This is a genomic window from Paraburkholderia sp. GAS42 (genome assembly GCF_050436565.1).
GTDB lineage: Bacteria > Pseudomonadota > Gammaproteobacteria > Burkholderiales > Burkholderiaceae > Paraburkholderia.
The window spans coordinates 142,322-159,520 of the sequence record NZ_JBNDML010000006.1 but is presented as its reverse complement, the minus strand read 5'-3'; the positions used below and the strand labels follow the sequence as shown (position 1 = coordinate 159,520).

General features: G+C 61.6%; 17 protein-coding genes. 15 read left to right on the top strand and 2 right to left on the bottom strand.

Annotation, left to right across the window (positions count from 1 at the left end; translation table 11 throughout):
- Positions 1-250 precede the first annotated feature (250 nt).
- Positions 251-1,417 (bottom strand): patatin-like phospholipase family protein, encoded by a 1,167-nt coding sequence (locus tag P3T16_RS11675; RefSeq protein WP_429342407.1) that lies wholly within the window; start codon positions 1,415-1,417, stop codon positions 251-253.
- 270 nt (positions 1,418-1,687) lie between these two features.
- Positions 1,688-1,885: a chloride channel protein gene (locus P3T16_RS11670; protein ID WP_429255224.1), complete on the bottom strand. Its 198-nt coding sequence runs from the start codon at positions 1,883-1,885 to the stop codon at positions 1,688-1,690.
- Here P3T16_RS11670 and P3T16_RS11665 point away from each other — a divergent pair.
- From P3T16_RS11665 to P3T16_RS11595, 15 genes are all read left to right on the top strand, one after another.
- The gene (locus P3T16_RS11665) at positions 1,884-2,015 is read left to right on the top strand and encodes a hypothetical protein (protein WP_429255223.1); all 132 of its coding nucleotides are present in this window, start codon (positions 1,884-1,886) and stop codon (positions 2,013-2,015) included. The two genes, P3T16_RS11670 and P3T16_RS11665, sit on opposite strands and share 2 nt — an antisense overlap.
- A gap of 401 nt (positions 2,016-2,416) precedes the next feature.
- A complete protein-coding gene (locus P3T16_RS11660; protein ID WP_429255222.1) occupies positions 2,417-3,052 on the top strand; it encodes a response regulator transcription factor in 636 nt (211 codons plus the stop codon).
- Between the two features lie 143 nt (positions 3,053-3,195).
- Complete coding sequence (locus tag P3T16_RS11655) at positions 3,196-3,582, top strand: response regulator transcription factor (RefSeq protein ID WP_429342406.1); 387 nt, start codon at positions 3,196-3,198, stop codon at positions 3,580-3,582.
- A 259-nt stretch (positions 3,583-3,841) separates the two neighbouring features.
- On the top strand, positions 3,842-4,333 hold the full coding sequence (locus tag P3T16_RS11650; RefSeq protein WP_429342405.1) for a YSC84-related protein: 492 nt from the start codon (positions 3,842-3,844) through the stop codon (positions 4,331-4,333).
- Between the two features lie 180 nt (positions 4,334-4,513).
- Complete coding sequence (locus P3T16_RS11645; RefSeq protein WP_429255219.1) at positions 4,514-4,990, top strand: YMGG-like glycine zipper-containing protein; 477 nt, start codon at positions 4,514-4,516, stop codon at positions 4,988-4,990.
- Positions 4,991-5,041: 51 nt separating this feature from the next.
- Positions 5,042-5,416 (top strand): hypothetical protein, encoded by a 375-nt coding sequence (locus P3T16_RS11640; protein WP_429342527.1) that lies wholly within the window; start codon positions 5,042-5,044, stop codon positions 5,414-5,416.
- Between the two features lie 85 nt (positions 5,417-5,501).
- Positions 5,502-6,713 (top strand): efflux RND transporter periplasmic adaptor subunit, encoded by a 1,212-nt coding sequence (locus P3T16_RS11635; RefSeq protein ID WP_429342526.1) that lies wholly within the window; start codon positions 5,502-5,504, stop codon positions 6,711-6,713.
- Positions 6,714-6,726: 13 nt separating this feature from the next.
- Positions 6,727-9,987: an efflux RND transporter permease subunit gene (locus tag P3T16_RS11630; protein WP_429342404.1), complete on the top strand. Its 3,261-nt coding sequence runs from the start codon at positions 6,727-6,729 to the stop codon at positions 9,985-9,987.
- Position 9,988: 1 nt separating this feature from the next.
- Positions 9,989-11,482, top strand: a complete 1,494-nt coding sequence (locus P3T16_RS11625) for an efflux transporter outer membrane subunit (RefSeq protein ID WP_429342403.1) — start codon at positions 9,989-9,991, stop codon at positions 11,480-11,482.
- A complete protein-coding gene (locus P3T16_RS11620) occupies positions 11,479-12,744 on the top strand; it encodes a paraquat-inducible protein A (protein WP_429342402.1) in 1,266 nt (421 codons plus the stop codon). Before P3T16_RS11625 ends, P3T16_RS11620 begins: the two co-directional genes overlap by 4 nt.
- Complete coding sequence (locus tag P3T16_RS11615; RefSeq protein WP_429342401.1) at positions 12,737-14,359, top strand: intermembrane transport protein PqiB; 1,623 nt, start codon at positions 12,737-12,739, stop codon at positions 14,357-14,359. The genes P3T16_RS11620 and P3T16_RS11615 overlap by 8 nt, the downstream gene beginning before the upstream one ends.
- Positions 14,356-14,937: a PqiC family protein gene (locus P3T16_RS11610; protein WP_429342400.1), complete on the top strand. Its 582-nt coding sequence runs from the start codon at positions 14,356-14,358 to the stop codon at positions 14,935-14,937. The genes P3T16_RS11615 and P3T16_RS11610 overlap by 4 nt, the downstream gene beginning before the upstream one ends.
- A 53-nt stretch (positions 14,938-14,990) precedes the next feature.
- Positions 14,991-16,163 carry a monovalent cation:proton antiporter-2 (CPA2) family protein gene (locus P3T16_RS11605; RefSeq protein ID WP_429342399.1) on the top strand — a complete coding sequence of 391 codons (1,173 nt, stop codon included), beginning with the start codon at positions 14,991-14,993 and terminating at the stop codon, positions 16,161-16,163.
- Positions 16,164-16,231: 68 nt separating this feature from the next.
- Complete coding sequence (locus tag P3T16_RS11600; protein ID WP_429255212.1) at positions 16,232-16,711, top strand: glycine zipper family protein; 480 nt, start codon at positions 16,232-16,234, stop codon at positions 16,709-16,711.
- A 67-nt stretch (positions 16,712-16,778) separates the two neighbouring features.
- Positions 16,779-17,177 (top strand): hypothetical protein, encoded by a 399-nt coding sequence (locus tag P3T16_RS11595; protein ID WP_429342398.1) that lies wholly within the window; start codon positions 16,779-16,781, stop codon positions 17,175-17,177.
- Positions 17,178-17,199: the final 22 nt, after the last annotated feature.

Here is a 17,199-nt window from a genome sequence, read left to right as displayed (position 1 = left end):
GGCAACGCATGGAAGTCCCAAAAGGGCCCGGCGGGCGTGACCACGACCCAGACAAGCAGGGGCGGAGAGGCCATGACCAAAAACGGGAAAGGGGTCTACAAAAGTCCGAGTGGCAAGACCTGCTATAAAAGCGCAACGAGTCAGGGGTGCAATTGAGATGTCTGTGCGAGACAAAGGGCTGTCCCGAAGCACCTGAGCGGTATCGCAAGGAGAGGCGCTTTTGCGTTGGCTGCGATCACGATGCCTCTCCTTATGTCGACGGCGATGGCGTGCCGGATTGTGTGAGGTCATAGATACGTATGCCGTTGCCGAGATTCGTCGCGTTCTGCCATTCGGGATCCGCAATCGAGCGTTTGGCGTCGCTGTATCCGAAGTCCCACAACTCCATCACGGTGGCACGCGAGAATTCGTAGTCTTTGTAATTCGACGACTGCGAGCGGTTGCGGTTAATGAAGTGAACGAGCGCGACCGCGCCGCGTGTGCTGATCGTGCTGAGTTTCGCGACGTCGGGATCGTCTTTCATGGACGGCGGCAGCTTGTCGAGCAGCCGGCGCAGTGCGGCGCGAAGCTCTTCGATTTCGCTGATGCGGCTGGTGTTAAAGCGTGTCTTGCTGGCGTACTGGATGTCCTTGGCGCGCTCCTGCATCTGCGCGATATTTTGCGGCAATGCGCCGAGGCCACTGAATACGTCAACCTGCAAAATTAGCGCACTCATTCGATAGTCTTCGTCGAGCACATACCAGAGTGGCGAATTGCAGGCGATGCCGCCGTCCCAATACCATTCGCCATCGATTTCTATCGCTGGAAAACCTGGAGGCAGAGCGCCGCTCGCCATCACATGTTCAGGTCCAATCCGCATCTTGCTGCTGTCGAAATACATCGAATTTCCGGACCGGACATTGACGGCGCCAAGCGACAGACGAATGCCATTGCTATTGAGCAGATCGAAGTCGACCAGTTCTTCGAGCGTCGCCTTGAGGGGACGCGTGTCGTAAAGACTTAACGCCTTGATGTCATCTTCGCGCGCAGTCAGCGGCGCGGGAAATCGTGGCGTGAAGAATCCCGGGACGCCGAATGCGACCGTGGAGGCCGCGCTCACGAGATTGAAAAACGGACGGATCGGATCGAATACAGCCGGAGGGATGAACGGCGACCGTGCCGATGCGCGCTCCCAGAATGCGCGCAATCGCTCGACACGCCTTGCGGACGGATTGCCGGCGATCAGCGCCGCGTTGATCGCGCCAATCGATACACCGGCGATCCAGTCAGGTTCGACATCGCATTCAGCGAGTCCTGCATAGACCCCCGCCTGATAGGCGCCCAGCGCGCCACCGCCCTGCAGAACGACCACCGTATGGTCGAACTTTCCCCAGGCCTGAGTCGTGTCCGCAGGCGTTGCCTTAAGTGTCTTTGCCATGACTTATATGTCCTCCGCGTCTGGCGGAAGCCGCATACAACGATCACGGGTTCACACCGGCATTCCATCAGGCATCGGTAAGGACCCTGTGGGGCATGGATGCCGCCAGGTCCTGCTTTAATCCGCACTTGTCCGGCCACTGCATGGAGTACGCGTATACCCGCAGCACAACCGTGGAGCGGGTCACACCGACCGGATGAAAAATTCATATCGTTAAAACTATATGTGCCGAAAGACCGAAAACAATTGGACCTTGGTCTGATGCGCCGGTCATCCGGATGCGTTACCCGTAGCCCGGTCCCGCAACGAATCGTAGATCGGCGGACAGCGCAGCAGGGTGGGAACGATCATCGCCGTGAAGCACGCGGTGAGCATCGGCAGGAGCAGCGTGAAACTCCCCGTCATTTCAGTTGCGAGAACAATACCGGTGATTGGTGCGCGCACGACAGCGGCAAAGAAGGCGGCCATGGCGACGACGGCGAACGCAACCGGCGAGCTGGCGACATCAGGAAACAGCGATCGCCCCGGCGGAAGCGCCAAGCGCCGCAATGGCGGTACGCGTCTCGAACCGTCGTATCAGTTCTTCCAGCACGAATAAACACAGTTGAGATTAGTTTGTCCCCGAGAATATTCGTACATAGTTAAACGGGCGCAATTGGCCTTTGGTCTAATACATGCCCGAATGGGGCTTGTTTGCAACACGCCAGATTGAATTCGTTCAAATGCGCCAAATTTAGCGCATGTCGTGTTTACTATCGCCCTCCTCGCACCTACGATTGAATGTGCATTGCAGAATGCTGTCGCCGTACCGGCAGTCCTTTTTGCACACCGTTTCTTAATTAAGAAACCCAGTCCCCCGCTCCGGCTTGCCGATCACGACAGTCATCAAATTCGATCGCGGGACACGCTGGGCCCAGAGTAAACATTGATCGAGGCGCGACGTGTCACGTTATCTGGATCGCCGGGTAGGGCGCGGAGAAACGGGTCGCGATACAGGCCATGACTATTGCCACATCGCTGGTGTTCGTTGTCGACGATGACGATTCGGTACGTATCGCGCTGGGGCGCCTGATCCGCTCAGCCGGCTATCAGGTCGAGATGTTCGACTCGGCAAGGGCGTTTCTCCAACGGGCAGGTACGGTCACCTGTCCCGCCTGTGTGGTGCTGGATATCCAGCTTCCCGACCTCAACGGTCTCGAACTGCAACGCGAACTGAATGTGTCGCTGCCGGTCATTTTCATCACCGGATATGGCGACATTGCGATGACCGTCGGTGCAATGAAGGCGGGTGCGTCTGATTTCCTCGCTAAACCGGTGCACGAGAGCGATCTGCTACGCGCAATCGATCAGGCGCTCGAACGTGCCACCCAGACCTTGAACAGCCGCAGCGAACTGGACCAGATCCAGCGCCGCGTCGATCGTCTGACGCCGCGCGAGCGGGAAGTCATGTCGCTGATCGTTGCCGGCCGGTTGAACAAGCAGGTGGCGGGTGAGCTGGGCACCGTCGAAAAAACCATCAAGGTCCATCGTGCCCGCGTCATGGCGAAGATGGAGGTCACGTCGCTCGCACAGCTGGTGCTGATGGCCGACCGCGTCGGCCTGTGCGGCGCGTTCGAGGCGCACGCTCCCCACTGAATGCCGATGGGGTCATCTGCGGGTATTCACTCGCGGTCGTCACACACGGGACCAAAGTCCAATATCGGCATCGCCTGGTGTCTCATAGTCTAACCGGTGGGGAGTGTGAGAACCGCGAGCTCCCGTACACCGGACTATTCAGAATGGGAAAAGCCAAACCGTTCGTTGTCGTGGTCGATGACGATGATTCGGTGAGCCGGGCTATCAAGCGACTTTTGCGCTCGATTGGCATAGTCGCGGAAACGTTCGCCAGTGGCGACCGGTTCCTCGAAGTGCTGTCGTCCATGCCGTCCTACCGTCCCGACTGTGTGATTCTCGATGTACAGATGCCGGGAATCAACGGGCTGGAAGTTCAGCGACGTCTGTCCGGTAGCGGAATTCCTGTCATTTTCATCACGGCCCATGACGATATCGGTGTGCGCGAGCAGGCGCTCTCAGCAGGCGCGCTCGCCTATCTGCGCAAGCCGTTCAACGACGAACTGTTCGTGAAGACGGTACGCGCTGCTTTAGACAGCACCCAACAGCCCTGAGGCCGTACGCCGTTCAAACGGCTAGGCGTATCGGCGCGATATGGGACCAAAGGCCAATTGTCTTTGACTTGCGCGAACACCAATATTGTTCTCATCCGATGAGGGCCGCAGGCGGGGATGCGGTTCATTTTGGCGTCAAACACCGCTAAAGGGAGTGTGCGTCATGCGCAAGAGCATCCGGTTTGCTGCAGCTGTTCCGCTTCTGGCCGTCGCCGCGGCCTGCTCAACGGGGGGAGATGGCTCCTCGTCCTCGACTGGAATGTCGTCAACGCCGGTCGCCGAAGATTCGGTGCTCAAGAAAGATAGCTTCGCTGCGCTGGAAGCGTTGTATGCGAAGGAACCCAAGGCGAAAGAGCTGTCCACCAGGGCCAAGGCGATTCTCGTGTTTCCGAGCATCGTGAAGGCGGGTTTTCTCGTCGGCGCGCAAGGCGGAGACGGCGTACTGATCGAGAACGGCAAGGTCACAGGCGTCTATAACAACACGGCTGTGTCATACGGGCTGCAGGCCGGTGTGCAGTCGTTCGCCGAAGCGATGTTCCTGATGACAGACGCAGCTGTCAACTATCTGCACAGCAGTGATGGCTGGTCGTTCGGCGTGGGGCCGAGCATCGTCGTAGTGGATTCAGGCATGGCCAGGTCGATGACCACGACCACACTCCAGTCCGATGTGTATGCGTTCATCTTTGGACAAACGGGGCTGATGGCCGGCATGGGATTGCAAGGTCAAAAGATCACGAGGCTCAGAGGCTAGGCGGAACGCAATCGTTGCGCGTGCAACCAGGCCGCTTACTGCCGGCGGCGTGGAACGCGCGACAGGCACCCTGAGCAAGTCGCGGACGACACGCATAACGGACACGCGGACGCGTGTGTCTGCGCGGACGGTCGTGAGTGAGAGGGGCGCCGGCAAGGCGAATTAAAAGGGACTCTGGCCATGCTACCCATCGTACGAGGTTCGACTGGCTTGCTGATGCTGTTGCTTGTCTGTTCCGCAGGCGCGCAGCAGCCCATCATCTACCCCGCCAAAGGGCAAAGTCCGCAGCGTCAGCAAAGCGATACCGCGGAGTGTCAGGTGTGGGCGAAGCAGACGACCGGCGTGGACCCCGTCGCCCTCGCGCAGCAGAGCGCCAATCAACCTGGCGTGCCGCCGCCGCAGGGCGAACGCCTGCGTGGCGCAGCAGGCGGCGCGGCGCTCGGTGCGGCGGTCGGTGCGGTGGCCGGCGATGCCGGGAAGGGCGCGGCGATTGGCGCGATCACGGGCACCGCGGCGGGAGGCATGCGCCAGCGACGCACGCAGCAGGCGGCCGCTGCCCAGACGCAGGCCAACCAGCAGCAGACTTCGCAGGAGCTCGCCACCTTCAACCGCGCGGTGGGGGCGTGTATGACCGGCCGCGGGTACACGATCCAGTAGCCACCGCGAGCGGCACGAGAGGCAGCCATGCGAAAGAACTACACCTGTCTGATGTTTGCGGCGGTTTCCTGTTTCCTGTCGACCACCCTGCTGGCAGCGGACTTCGACGGCAGCAAGCCGCTTGTCTGCGCCACCATCGATGCGCACGACTGCGATCCGGGCCAGATCTGTCTGCGCGCGTTGCCAGCCGAGCTGGGCGCGCCGCAATTCCTGCGTATCGACTTCGCGAAAAAAACGGTCGTGGGTCCGGTACGCGCGACGCCGATCCGGTTCATGGAAAACGGCCAGGGACAGATAGTCATGCAAGGCACCGAACTCGGCTACGCGTGGACGATCGCGCTCGACAAGGCAACCGGTTCGCTGGCCGTCACGCTGGTCAACCGCGAAGACACGCTGGTGCTGTTCGGCGCCTGCACTCCCATGTAGCTGAGACGGTGATCCGATGAAACGCGCAAGCCTGGATGCTCAGATGCAACCCTCACCGCTGGCCGGTGAACACGCACAGCTGAAGATGACCGCTCACGGCCCGTGGCGCTGGCTGTGCGTTCTCGCTCCGGTGATGCTGTGCGCGGCCTGTCACAAGGCGCCGGCGGTGCCGACGGCCGGTCCCGCGGAGGTCACCGTCATGCAGGTCACCCAGCGCGACACGCCCGTCGATTTCGAGTTCACCGCGCAGACACAGAGTTCGCGCGAAGTCGAGATCCGCGCGCGCGTCGATGGCTTTCTCGACAAGCGGGTGTACACCGAAGGGGACCTGGTCCACGCCGGGCAGACGCTGTTCCTGATGGACCCGAAGCCATTCGAGGCCGCGCTGCAGACTGAAAAAGGCCAGCTCGCGCAGCAGCAGGCGAGGCTCTACGTGACGAAAGCGAACCTCGCGCGCGTGATCCCGCTGGCTGCGCAGAACGCGTTGAGCAAGAAGGATCTCGACGATGCGACCGGCAACGAGAAGCAGGCAGAAGCGGCAGTGATCGCCGCGCAGGGGCAGGTGCAGACGGCACAGCTGAATCTCAGCTATACAACGATCAAATCACCGCTCACGGGCCTGTCGAGCTTCGCAAGGCAGCAGGACGGCAGCTACGTGACGGCGGCCGCCACGGGCCTCCTGACCTACGTTTATCAGCTCGATCCGATGTGGGCGAATTTCAGCGTCTCCGAAAACGAGCTGCTGAAATACCGCGACGACATCACGGCGGGCCGTCTGAAGTTCCCGGCGAGCCAGGACTTTGAGGTGACGCTCGTGCTGGCCGACGGCACGGAGTTCCCGGACCGCGGTCACATCAACTTTGCCAACCCGGCGTTCAACACGCAAACCGGCACGTTCCTCGTGCGCGCATCGTTTGCGAATCCCAAAGGCACGCTGCGTCCGGGGCAGTTCGTCCGCGCCCGGGTGTCCGGCGCGATCCGTCCCAACGCAATACTCGTGCCGCAGCGTTCGGTGTTGCAGGGCTCCAAAAGCCATTTCGTATGGGTCGTCGATAGCGACTCGAAAGCGCATCAGCGCGTGGTCGAAGTGGGCGAATGGCACGGCGATGACTGGTTCATCACGCAAGGTCTGAAGGCAGGCGAGCGGGTCGTGGTGGATGGTGCGATCCGTGTGGTTGCCGATACGCCGCTGAAGATCGTCGCGACGGCGCCTGCGCCGCACGCCGCGGACGACGCCCCACCGGGCGACCAGAACAGCACGAAGGGACGACCGTCCGATACCGTTGCATCGAAGTGAACGGACCAGCGAAATGAACATCTCCCATTTCTGCATCGACCGTCCGATCTTTGCAACGGTCATTTCGATCGTCATCACGCTCGGCGGTGCGGTGGCGATGGTCAATCTGCCGATTGCCCAATACCCGGACGTGACGCCGCCGCAGATCACGATTTCCGCGACCTATCCAGGCGCCAGCGCGGACGTGGTCGCGAACAATGTCGCCGCGCCGATCGAGCAACAGGTCAACGGCGCGGATAACATGATCTACATGAACTCATCGAGTTCATCGACCGGCAACCTGACCGTCAACGGGTACTTTCAGATCGGAACCAACCCCGAACTCGCGCAGGTCGACGTGCAGAACCGCGTGAATCTCGCGTTGCCGCAGTTGCCGCAGTCGGTTCAGGCGCAGGGGATTCAGGTTCAGAAAAAGTCGTCGGCGTTCATGATGGTCATCTCGATCTATTCGCCGTCTGACCGCTACGACGCGACATACATCGCCAACTACGCGAACATTTACGTACTCGATGCGCTCAAGCGCATTCCGGGCGCGAACCAGTCGGCGATCTTCGGCACGCCCGACTACGCGATGCGGATCTGGCTGAAGCCTGATCGAATGGCTCAACTCGGCGTCACGGCCAGTGACGTGCAGCACGCGGTCGCCAACCAGAACCAGCAGTTCGCAGTGGGCCGCATCGGCCAGTCACCGACCGGCTCGCCTGTCGAGCAGTCGTTCGCCGTCACGACCACCGGCCGGTTGAGCGACCCTGCCGAGTTCGACAACATCATCATCCGTGCAGCCAATGGCGATGCAGCGATCGTGCGGCTCAAGGACATAGGCCACGCCGATCTCGGTCAGAAAGATTATTCGATTCGCAGCCGCTTTCAGGGCAAGCCAGCCACGATCATCGCTGTCTACCAGCAGCCCGGTGCGAACGCGCTCGACGTGTCGAAACAGGTGCGCGCGACGCTTGCCGAGATGAAGAAGACCTTTCCAGAAGGTCTTGAATACAGCATTGCGATGGACACAACCGAGTTCACGCGCGCGTCGATTTCGGATGTGATCCACACCTTCTTCGAAGCACTGGTGCTGGTGGTGATTGTCGTGTTCGTGTTCCTGCAAAGCCTTCGCGCGACACTGATTCCGGTGCTCGCGGTGCCGGTATCGATTGTCGGCACGTTCATGGGGATGCTCGCGCTCGGCTTCTCGATCAACATGCTGACCTTGTTCGGGATGGTGCTCGCGATCGGTATTGTGGTGGACGACGCGATCGTCGTGATCGAGAACGTCGAGCGGAACATGAACGTGCACAAGCTGAGTCCGAAGGATGCAGCCAAGCGCGCAATGGACGAAGTCGCGGGCCCGGTCGTCGCGATCGTGCTGGTGCTGTGTGCAGTCTTCGTACCGGTGGCGTTTCTCGCGGGTATCACGGGTCAGTTGTACAAGCAGTTCGCGATCACGATCGCGATCTCGGTGGTGTTGTCGGGGCTGGTGGCATTGACACTTTCACCGGCGCTTGCCGCATTGCTGCTCAAGCCCGGGCACCATGAAAAGCGCGGTTTCTTCAAATGGTTCGACAACAGCTTCGCAAAAATGACCGACGGTTACACGCGTGCGGTCAAACTGGTCATCAAACGTTTCGCAGTGGCGTTGCTGCTCTTTGTCGGGATGATCGCGCTGGCGGTCGTCATGATGCGCTCGATTCCCACGTCGTTTCTGCCGCCGGAAGACCAGGGATATCTGCTTGGCGCAATCATCATGCCTGATGCGGCGAGTCTCGATCGCACGGGCGATGTCTCGCGGAAGGTCACCGACTACTTCATGAAGCAGGAGGCGGTGAGTAGCGTGACGATCGTCGATGGCTACAGTCTGCTTGACAGCCAGAACAAGAACAACGCGAGCACGTTCTTCATCGGCTTCAAGAGCTTCGATGAGCGCTACAAATTCGCCAACATCAGGACGCAGAACGCACGGGCCGTGCTGATCGACGCGTATAAGCACTTCGCCGATGTGCAAGAGGGGATCATCCTGCCGGTCAATCCGCCGTCCATTCCCGGGCTCGGTACGACAGGCGGCACCGAGATGTGGATTCAGAGCATGGGCGACGCGACCACCGCGCAGCTAGCAGGGGTCGTGGACGATTTCCTCGCAAAGGCGAAAAAGCGGCCTGAACTTGCGCGCGTGACGTCCACGTTCAATGCATCGGCGCAGCAGCTTCTTGTCAATGTCGATCGGGACAAGTCGGAGACGCTTGGCGTGCCGATCGAAGAAGTGTATAGCGCGATGCAGACGATGTTCGGCTCGCTTTACGTATCGCAGTTCAATCGTTCGAGCCGGCTGTGGCAGGTGATCCTGCAGGCGGAACCGTCCTACAGGTTGACGCCAGAGGATCTCAACCAGATATACGTGCGCAGCAAGACGGGCAGCATGGTGCCGTTGAAATCCGTGGTGACATCAAAGTACGTCACAGGCCCCGACCTCATGACGCGCTTCAACAACTTTCCAGCAGTCAAGATTACGGCCAATGGTGCGCCAGGCTATAGCTCCGGTCAGGTCATCTCGACGCTCGAGGAAGTGGCCGACGAAGTGATGCCGTCGGGCTATGGCCTCGGGTGGAGCGGCGAGGCTTACGAGGCGCGGCAGGCCGGGGGCACGTCGGGGCTCGTGTTCGTATTCGGTCTCATCATGGTCTTCCTGATTCTCGCGGCGCAATACGAGAAGTGGAGCCTGCCGTTTGGTGTGTTGATGGCCGTGCCGTTCGCGCTCTTCGGCGCATTGCTCGCGATCATGCTGCGGGGCCTCGAAAACGACGTGTATTTCCAGATCGGCCTGACGATGCTGGTCGCGCTCGCGGCGAAGAACGCGATCCTGATCTTCGAGTTCGCGGTGCTGAACCGCGAAGCGGGAGAGTCGGTATACGACGCAGCCGTGACGGCGGCGTCCGAGCGTCTGCGGCCGATCGTGATGACGTCGCTCGCTTTTATTCTCGGTTGCGTGCCGCTGGCGATTGCGCTGGGCGCATCCGCCAACAGCCGGCATTCGATCGGCACGGGCGTGATCGGCGGGATGCTCGGCGCGACGGCGATCGCGGTGTTCTTCATCCCGATGTTCTTCTACGTGCTCGAATCGATGTCGGAACGGAGCGGCAAGAAGAAGACGCCCGGCTCGAGCGGCGGAGCGGCGGGCGGATCCGCTGGCGGACCCACGCCGGGGCCCGCACCGGCGCCTGTCGTGCAACCCGGCCCCGGTGTGTCGGCCGTCAAACCATCTGCCCCGCGCGAGGACGACTGACATGCGTGGCCCAGCGTCCCTGTTGCGTGTGATCCCTGTCCTGCTGATGTTGGGACTGGGGCTGTCCGGCTGTCTGTTCGGCCCGGACTATGTGCGGCCCACCGTGCCCACGCCCGCGACCTACCGCTTCGAGCCGGGCGAGACAGCTGAAGTGGCCAATGCATTGTGGTGGGAGCAGTTCCAGGATCCGGTGCTGAACGACCTGATCGCCGCCGCGCTCGCCGACAACAAGGACGTGAAAATCGCCGCAGCGCGCGTCGACCAGTTTATGGGGCAGTTTGTCACGACGCGTTCGGCGTTGTTTCCGCAGATCAGCGCCGGTTTCAGCGCTTCCCGTCAGCGTGCAGCGGTGGCGGGTCTGTCAACGCTGCCGCCCGGCGTCAGCCCTGTCTTTAACGAGTTCCAGGCGCCGCTGCAGGTGGCGTGGGAAATCGATCTCTTCGGCAAGGTGCGGCGTCAGACGGAATCGGCGCGCGCGAGTCTGCTGGCGAGCGAAGAGGGGCGGCGCGCGACGATCCTCTCGCTGGTGGCATCGGTTGCGTCCGCGTATATCAATCTGCGTGATCTCGACCAGCAACTCACGATCGCGAAGGCAACCACTGACAGCCGCGCCGGCTCGGTGAAGGTGTTCCAGGCGCGCTTTTCTGGCGGCGACGTGTCGCAGATGGAACTCGCGCAAAGCCAGTCGGAATACGAGGCATCGCTCGCGACGATTCCGCAGATCGAGACGCAGATCGCGCAGCAGGAAGATGCGCTGTCGGTGCTGCTCGGTCACAATCCTGGGCCGATCCTGCGTGGCCGCGAACTGACGGAACTGGCCGTGCCGGCGGTGCCGGTGGGCTTGCCGTCCGATCTGCTCGAACGCCGCCCCGACCTGCGTCAGGCCGAGCAGAACCTGATTGCCGCCAACGCGCTGATCGGCGCAGCACGTGCACTGTACTTTCCGGATATTTCGCTGACCGGTCTGTTTGGTACGGCGAGCGGTCAATTCTCGAAGCTCTTCACGGGGCCGTCGCGCGTCTGGTCGTTCGCCGGATCGTTGACGGTGCCGATCTTTACCGCGGGCAGCATCAGCGGGCAGGTGAGCCAGGCCGAAGCGCAGCAGCAACAGGCGCTGTTTCAATATCAGCAGTCGATCCAGACGGCGTTCCAGGAAGTCGACGACGCACTGATCGCGCTCCAGAAGTCGCGCGAGCAACTCGTCGTGCAGGGACGTCAGGTGGAAGCGTTGAAGACCTATTCGCGGCTCGCACGTCTGCGCTATGAAGGCGGTTATACAAGCTACATCGAAGTGCTGGATGCCGAGCGCAGCCTCTTCAATGCGCAGCTCAGCTACACGCAGACCAACGGCCTCGTATTCAGTTCGCTGATCGGTCTTTACAAGGCGATGGGCGGCGGCTGGGTGGTCGATGCCGAGCGCATGACGGGCCAGGTCATGCAGCAAGGCGCCAATGCGCCCGCGACGAAGCAGGCCGCCGCGGAGCCATCGCAATGAGCGCCGAGCGACTTCTCGCCTGCCACGAATGCGATCTGCTGCAACGTGAGGCACCGTTGACAGGCGAAGGCGTGCTGCGGTGCTGTCGATGTGGTGCGGAACTGTACCGCAGCCATCCGGACAGCCTCGATCGTGCGCTTGCCTACACGCTCACGTCTATCGTGCTGTTCGTGATCGGTAACGCGTATCCGATCGTCGGGTTATCGGTTAATGGCGACCTCGTCGAGACGACCCTGCTCGGTGCGGTTCGCGTGCTGTACAGGGACGGCATGTGGCCTATCGCAGGGCTCGTGTTCGCGACGACATTCCTCATGCCGCTGCTTCAGATGAGCACCATGACGTACATGATGGTGCCGCTGCGACTTAACCGCGTGCCGTATCGGGCCGACATCGTCTTTCGTCTCATGCATCTGGCACGGCCGTGGGGTATGACGGAGGTGCTCATCCTCGGCATGCTGGTCGCGCTCGTGAAGCTCGCGCACATCGCGAGTGTCGTGCCCGGTGTTGCGCTCTGGTCGTTCGGCGCGCTCATGCTGCTGCTCGCGGCTGCCAGTTCCGCATTCGATCCGCACGAGCTCTGGCAGCGCATGGGCGACCGCTTCAGCGGCGAGCCGGATCCAGGCGAGCTCGCGACACCCTCCGCACCCACGGCAATGGCAAGCGGTCTGATGACCTGCCACAGTTGCGGGTTGTTGACGAAATCCGATGCGCATGTACACGACGCGAGTTGTCCACGTTGCGGTGCCAATCTGCATCCCCGCAAACCGGCAAGTTACGCGCGCACCTGGGCGTTCCTCATCGCCGCAATGGTGCTGTATATCCCGGCAAACGTGCTGCCGATCATGAATACCAGCTCGCTGTTCGGCGCGGAGAAGGACACGATCCTGAGCGGCGTCGTGTACCTGTGGACTTCGGGTTCGTGGCCGCTTGCCGTCATCGTGTTTATCGCGAGCATCGCTGTGCCGATGCTCAAGATCATGGCGATCTTGTATCTGGTCATCACGACGCAGCGGCGCTCAGTCATGCTGTTGCAGCAGAGAACCCGCATCTATCGTCTCGTGGAACTCGTCGGGCGCTGGTCGATGCTCGATATCTACGTCATCACCATCCTTGTCGCACTCGTTCAGTTCGATGCGCTCGCAACCATCCAGGCCGGTCCGGCCGCCGTTGCGTTCGGTGCAGTCGTGGTACTGACGATGTTCGCGGCCATGTCGTTCGATCCGCGTCTTATCTGGGACGCGACGGAGCCCAATCATGGCTAGACCTCCCGGTCGACCGGATGTCCCCGAAGCCGTCGCCACGCCGCGCTCGCGCTGGCGCTTTCAGGTCGTGTGGCTGGTGCCGCTGATCGCGGTGCTCATCGGCGGCTGGCTGGCGGTGAAGACAATCCTGGAGCAGGGACCGACGGTCACGATCAGCTTCGAGACGGGCGAAGGGCTTGATGCGGGCAAGACCAAGATCAAGTTCAAGAACGTCGACATCGGCGTGGTCAAACATGTCACGTTATCGGGCGATCACCGCCGCGTGATTGCCACCGCTGACATTTCCAAGGACGCCACCGGGCTGCTGGTGGACGACACGCGTTTCTGGGTGGTGCGTCCGCGTATCTCCGGCGGTACCGTGTCGGGCATCGGCACCTTGCTCTCCGGCTCTTTCATCGGCATGGACGTGGGAGCGTCGACAAAGTCGCGGCGCGACTACACCGGCCTCGAGACGCCCCCTGTTTTTGCAAGCGGGGTGCCGGGTCGTGAGTTCGTACTGAAAGGCCCGGACATGGGCTCCCTCGATGTCGGTTCGCCGATTTATTACAGGCGGCTGCAGGTCGGTCAGGTGACCTCGTACCAGCTCGATCCGAACGGGAAGGGCGTGACGATGCATGTCTTTGTCAACGCCCCCTATGAAAAATACGTGAAGGCGGATACGCGATTCTGGCACGCGAGCGGCGTCGACGTGTCGCTCGATACGAGCGGGATCAAGGTCAATACGGAATCGCTGGTGGCTATCCTGATCGGCGGACTCGCGTTCCAGACGCCCGAGGAAACGGAAGATAGTCCTGAAGCCGCCGCGAGCACCGAGTTTTCGCTGTTCCGCGATCGTGCCGAGGCGATGAAGCAGCACGATCGCATCGTCGACCACTATGTGCTCGTTTTCAGGGAGTCCGTGCGAGGTCTGTCAGTCGGCGCGCCGGTTGATTTTCTCGGCATCACGGTCGGCGAAGTGGCGAAGATCAATACACGGTTTGATCCTGTCACCAAGCAGTTCAGCATACCGGTCGAGATACGGCTTTTCCCGGAACGTTTCACTTCGCGCTTCGAGAAGGGCGAAGCCGGAGCCGGAACCGGAGGCAGAATCACCAACGATCGCCAGGACCTTGCGAAAGCGCTGGTGGACCATGGTTTGCGTGCCCAGTTGCGCACCGGAAACCTGCTCACCGGGCAACTCTATGTTGCACTCGACTTTTTCCCGAATGCGGCTAAGGCGGCCGTGGACTGGACTACTAATCCGCCCGAGATGCCGACCATACCGGGAGGCTTGCAGTCACTGCAGGATTCGGTGACCAGTCTCGTCGCGAAACTGAACAAGATTCCGTTCGAAGGGATCGGCAAGAACGCACAACAGACACTGGCCGACGCGGACACGCTCCTCAAGCAACTGAGCACCGAGGTCATGCCGCAGGCTAAAGAGACGCTAGCCGCCGCGCAGACGGCGCTGAAGTCGGCCAATGGCGCGATACAGCCCGATTCCCCACTGGCGCAGAACACCAATGACGCCATGCGCGAAATGGCGCGCACAGCGGCTGCCTTCCGCACGCTCGCGGACTATCTGGAACGCCACCCAGAGGCGCTGATTCGCGGCAAGCTGGAGGATAAAAAGTGATACGCCTATCTTTATCCCTCGTCATCACGCTAGCCGTGGTCGCGCTGGCGGGTTGCGCCAGCTCGCCCAAGGCGGACTTCTACACATTGAGCCAGCAGGCGTCAGGCGATAGCGGACGTCCCGTCGCGCCTCTCACGGTTCTGGTTGGACAGGTGAGCATCCCAGAACTTGTGGACCGGCCGCAGATCGTGACGCGCGCTGGCGAAAATCACGTGACGATCGATGAATTCGCCCGTTGGGCGGACCCGCTGAAGAGCCAGATTCCGCGTGTGGTCGCCGCCGATCTTTCACAACTGTTGAACAGCCCGCGTGTGTCCGTCACGCCAATGAGTGGAGATCCGACGTGGCGCGTGCGGCTCGACGTCCAGCGCTTTGACGCCGACATCGGCGAGGCCGCGACGGTCGATGTCTTGTGGTCGGTGTTGCCGCCGGGGAAAGCGTCGCCGATAACGGGGCGTACCACCGTGCGCGAGCCTGCCGCCGGCGCTGGCTACGATCCGCTGGTGTCAGCCTGGAGCAGGGGACTGGCCACGGTTAGTCGCGATATTGCCAGCGCTATCCGTCCGGCGTCGCCCTGACGCGTGGCCGTGCCGGCGAAACGGAAAGCGCATTGCGTCGACGAGGAAGTCGCATGGCAAAGCTGCTGATCGATGTGGTCATTTTTCTTGTGTCGGCGCTGATCGCTGTGCCGCTGTCGATACGTTTAGGCTTCGGCTCCGTGCTGGGCTACCTGGTGGCCGGCGTGATGATTGGCCCGTGGGTACTGAAGCTCGTGACCGACGTCGACTCGATCCTGCATTTTTCCGAACTGGGCATCGTGTTGATGATGTTCGTGATCGGACTGGAAATGCGGGTCGACACGCTCTGGGAGATGCGCAGGACGATCTTCGGTTACGGCGCGATGCAGATGGCGCTCTGTGCCGCTGTGATGACAGCGATCTTTCTGGCCTACGGGACACCCTGGCGTATCGCGTTGACCGGCGGACTCGCACTCGCGCTGTCGTCGACGGCCATGGTGATCGCTGAACTTCAGGCGCGCGGCATGATGGACAAGCCGGCAGGCCGCGCCGGCTTCGGCATTCTTCTGTTCCAGGACATGGCGGCGATCCCGCTGATCGCGCTCCTTCCGCTGCTCGGACCCGGAGGCGCTACACCCGCGGCGGAACCTGGCTGGCTCGTCGCGGTGAAGGCGCTCGTCATGCTGGGCGCGGTGGTGCTGGTCGGTCGCTACCTGCTGCATCTTGCGCTGCGTTTGATCTCCGCGACCCGTGCGCCGGAGATATTCACAGCGTTTGCGCTGCTCTGGGTGGTGGGCATAGCGCTACTCATGGAGAGCGTCCATCTGTCGATGTCGTTAGGCGCCTTTGTCGCGGGCGTGCTGCTCGCCGATTCGGAGTTTCGCCACGCGATCGAAGTCGATATGGCGCCGTTCAAAGGCTTGCTGCTGGGTCTGTTCTTTATCGCGGTGGGGATGTCGATCGATTTTGGCGTGTTGATGCGTGAGCCTCTACGGGTCGCGGTGCTGGTGGTGGCCGTGGTCGGCATCAAGGCGATCGCGCAGTGGTTTCTCGCCCCCCGATTTGACGTGCCGGCTTCGGAGCGTGCGTACTTTGCGATTCTGCTCTCGCAGGGCGGCGAGTTTGCCTTCGTCGTGTTGGCCGCTTCACTGGCCGCGCGGGTGATCGATGAACGCCTGTCGTCACTGGTGACGCTGGTCGTCGCGCTTTCGATGGTATCGACGCCGCTGCTATTGCTGGCGCAGCGCCGGTTTGGGCAGCCCCGCGAATTGCTGCCTGAAAAGTGAGGTGTTTGCGCCGTCGCGAATGGAATGCGCAGCACCGTCGTTTGTCGAGCGTTAAGGGGTCGTGAGCCATGCAACGAATCGTTCCGGTATTGATCGGTTTTCCGATCCTGTGGCTGGCATGTGCGGCAATGGCCGCGCAGCCGATCATCTATCCCGCACGTGGACAAAGCCCGCAACGACAGCAGACCGATACGGCAGAGTGCAATGCATGGGCGCAGCAGACCACTGGCGTGAATCCTGTCGCGCTGGCGGAGCAGATGTCGAGCGCCCCGCCGCCGCCGTCGCAGCAGGGGCGGCTATTCCGCGGCGCGGGAGGTGGCGCGTTGTTTGGCACGCTGATCGGCGGCGCTGCCGGCGGTCACTGGGGCGAAGGTGCAGCGATTGGTGCGGTCGTTGGCACGATGGGAAGTGGCATGCGGATGCGGCGCGAACAGGAGATGCAGGCTTCGCAGCAGCAAGGCATGCAGCAGCAGGTGTCGGGCCAGCTTTCGACATATAACCGCGCGGTGGCGGCATGCATGACCGGGCGCGGCTACACAGTCGAATAGCAGTCACACGGGCGCCGTGCGTGTGAAAAGTCCGCTCGCCGCTGCACAACAGGAAAAAGGAGCAGTCATGCTGAAGACATTACGGGCAACCGCGCTTGCGGTCCTTGTTTGCTCCACGCCTTTGTGGGCGCTCGGCGCGGACTTCGACGGCAGCAAGCCGCTCTTGTGCGCCACCATCGATGCGCACTTCTGCGAGCCCGGCGATATCTGCTATCGAACGTTGCCGGGCGTATTAGGCGCACCGCAGTTCATGCGCATCAATTTCGCAAAGAAGCTTATCGCGGGGCCGCAGCGCACGACGGAGATCCGCTATATGGAGCCGGTCGAAGGGCAACTGCTCCTTCAGGGCACGGAACTGGGCTACGGCTGGAGCATCGCGCTGGACATGAAGACCGGCGCCATGTCGACAACGCTTGTCAGCAACGAAAACGTGTTTATTCTGTTCGGCGCCTGCACGCCGTCCTGATTTGTGTGGCTGTCGGGGCTGA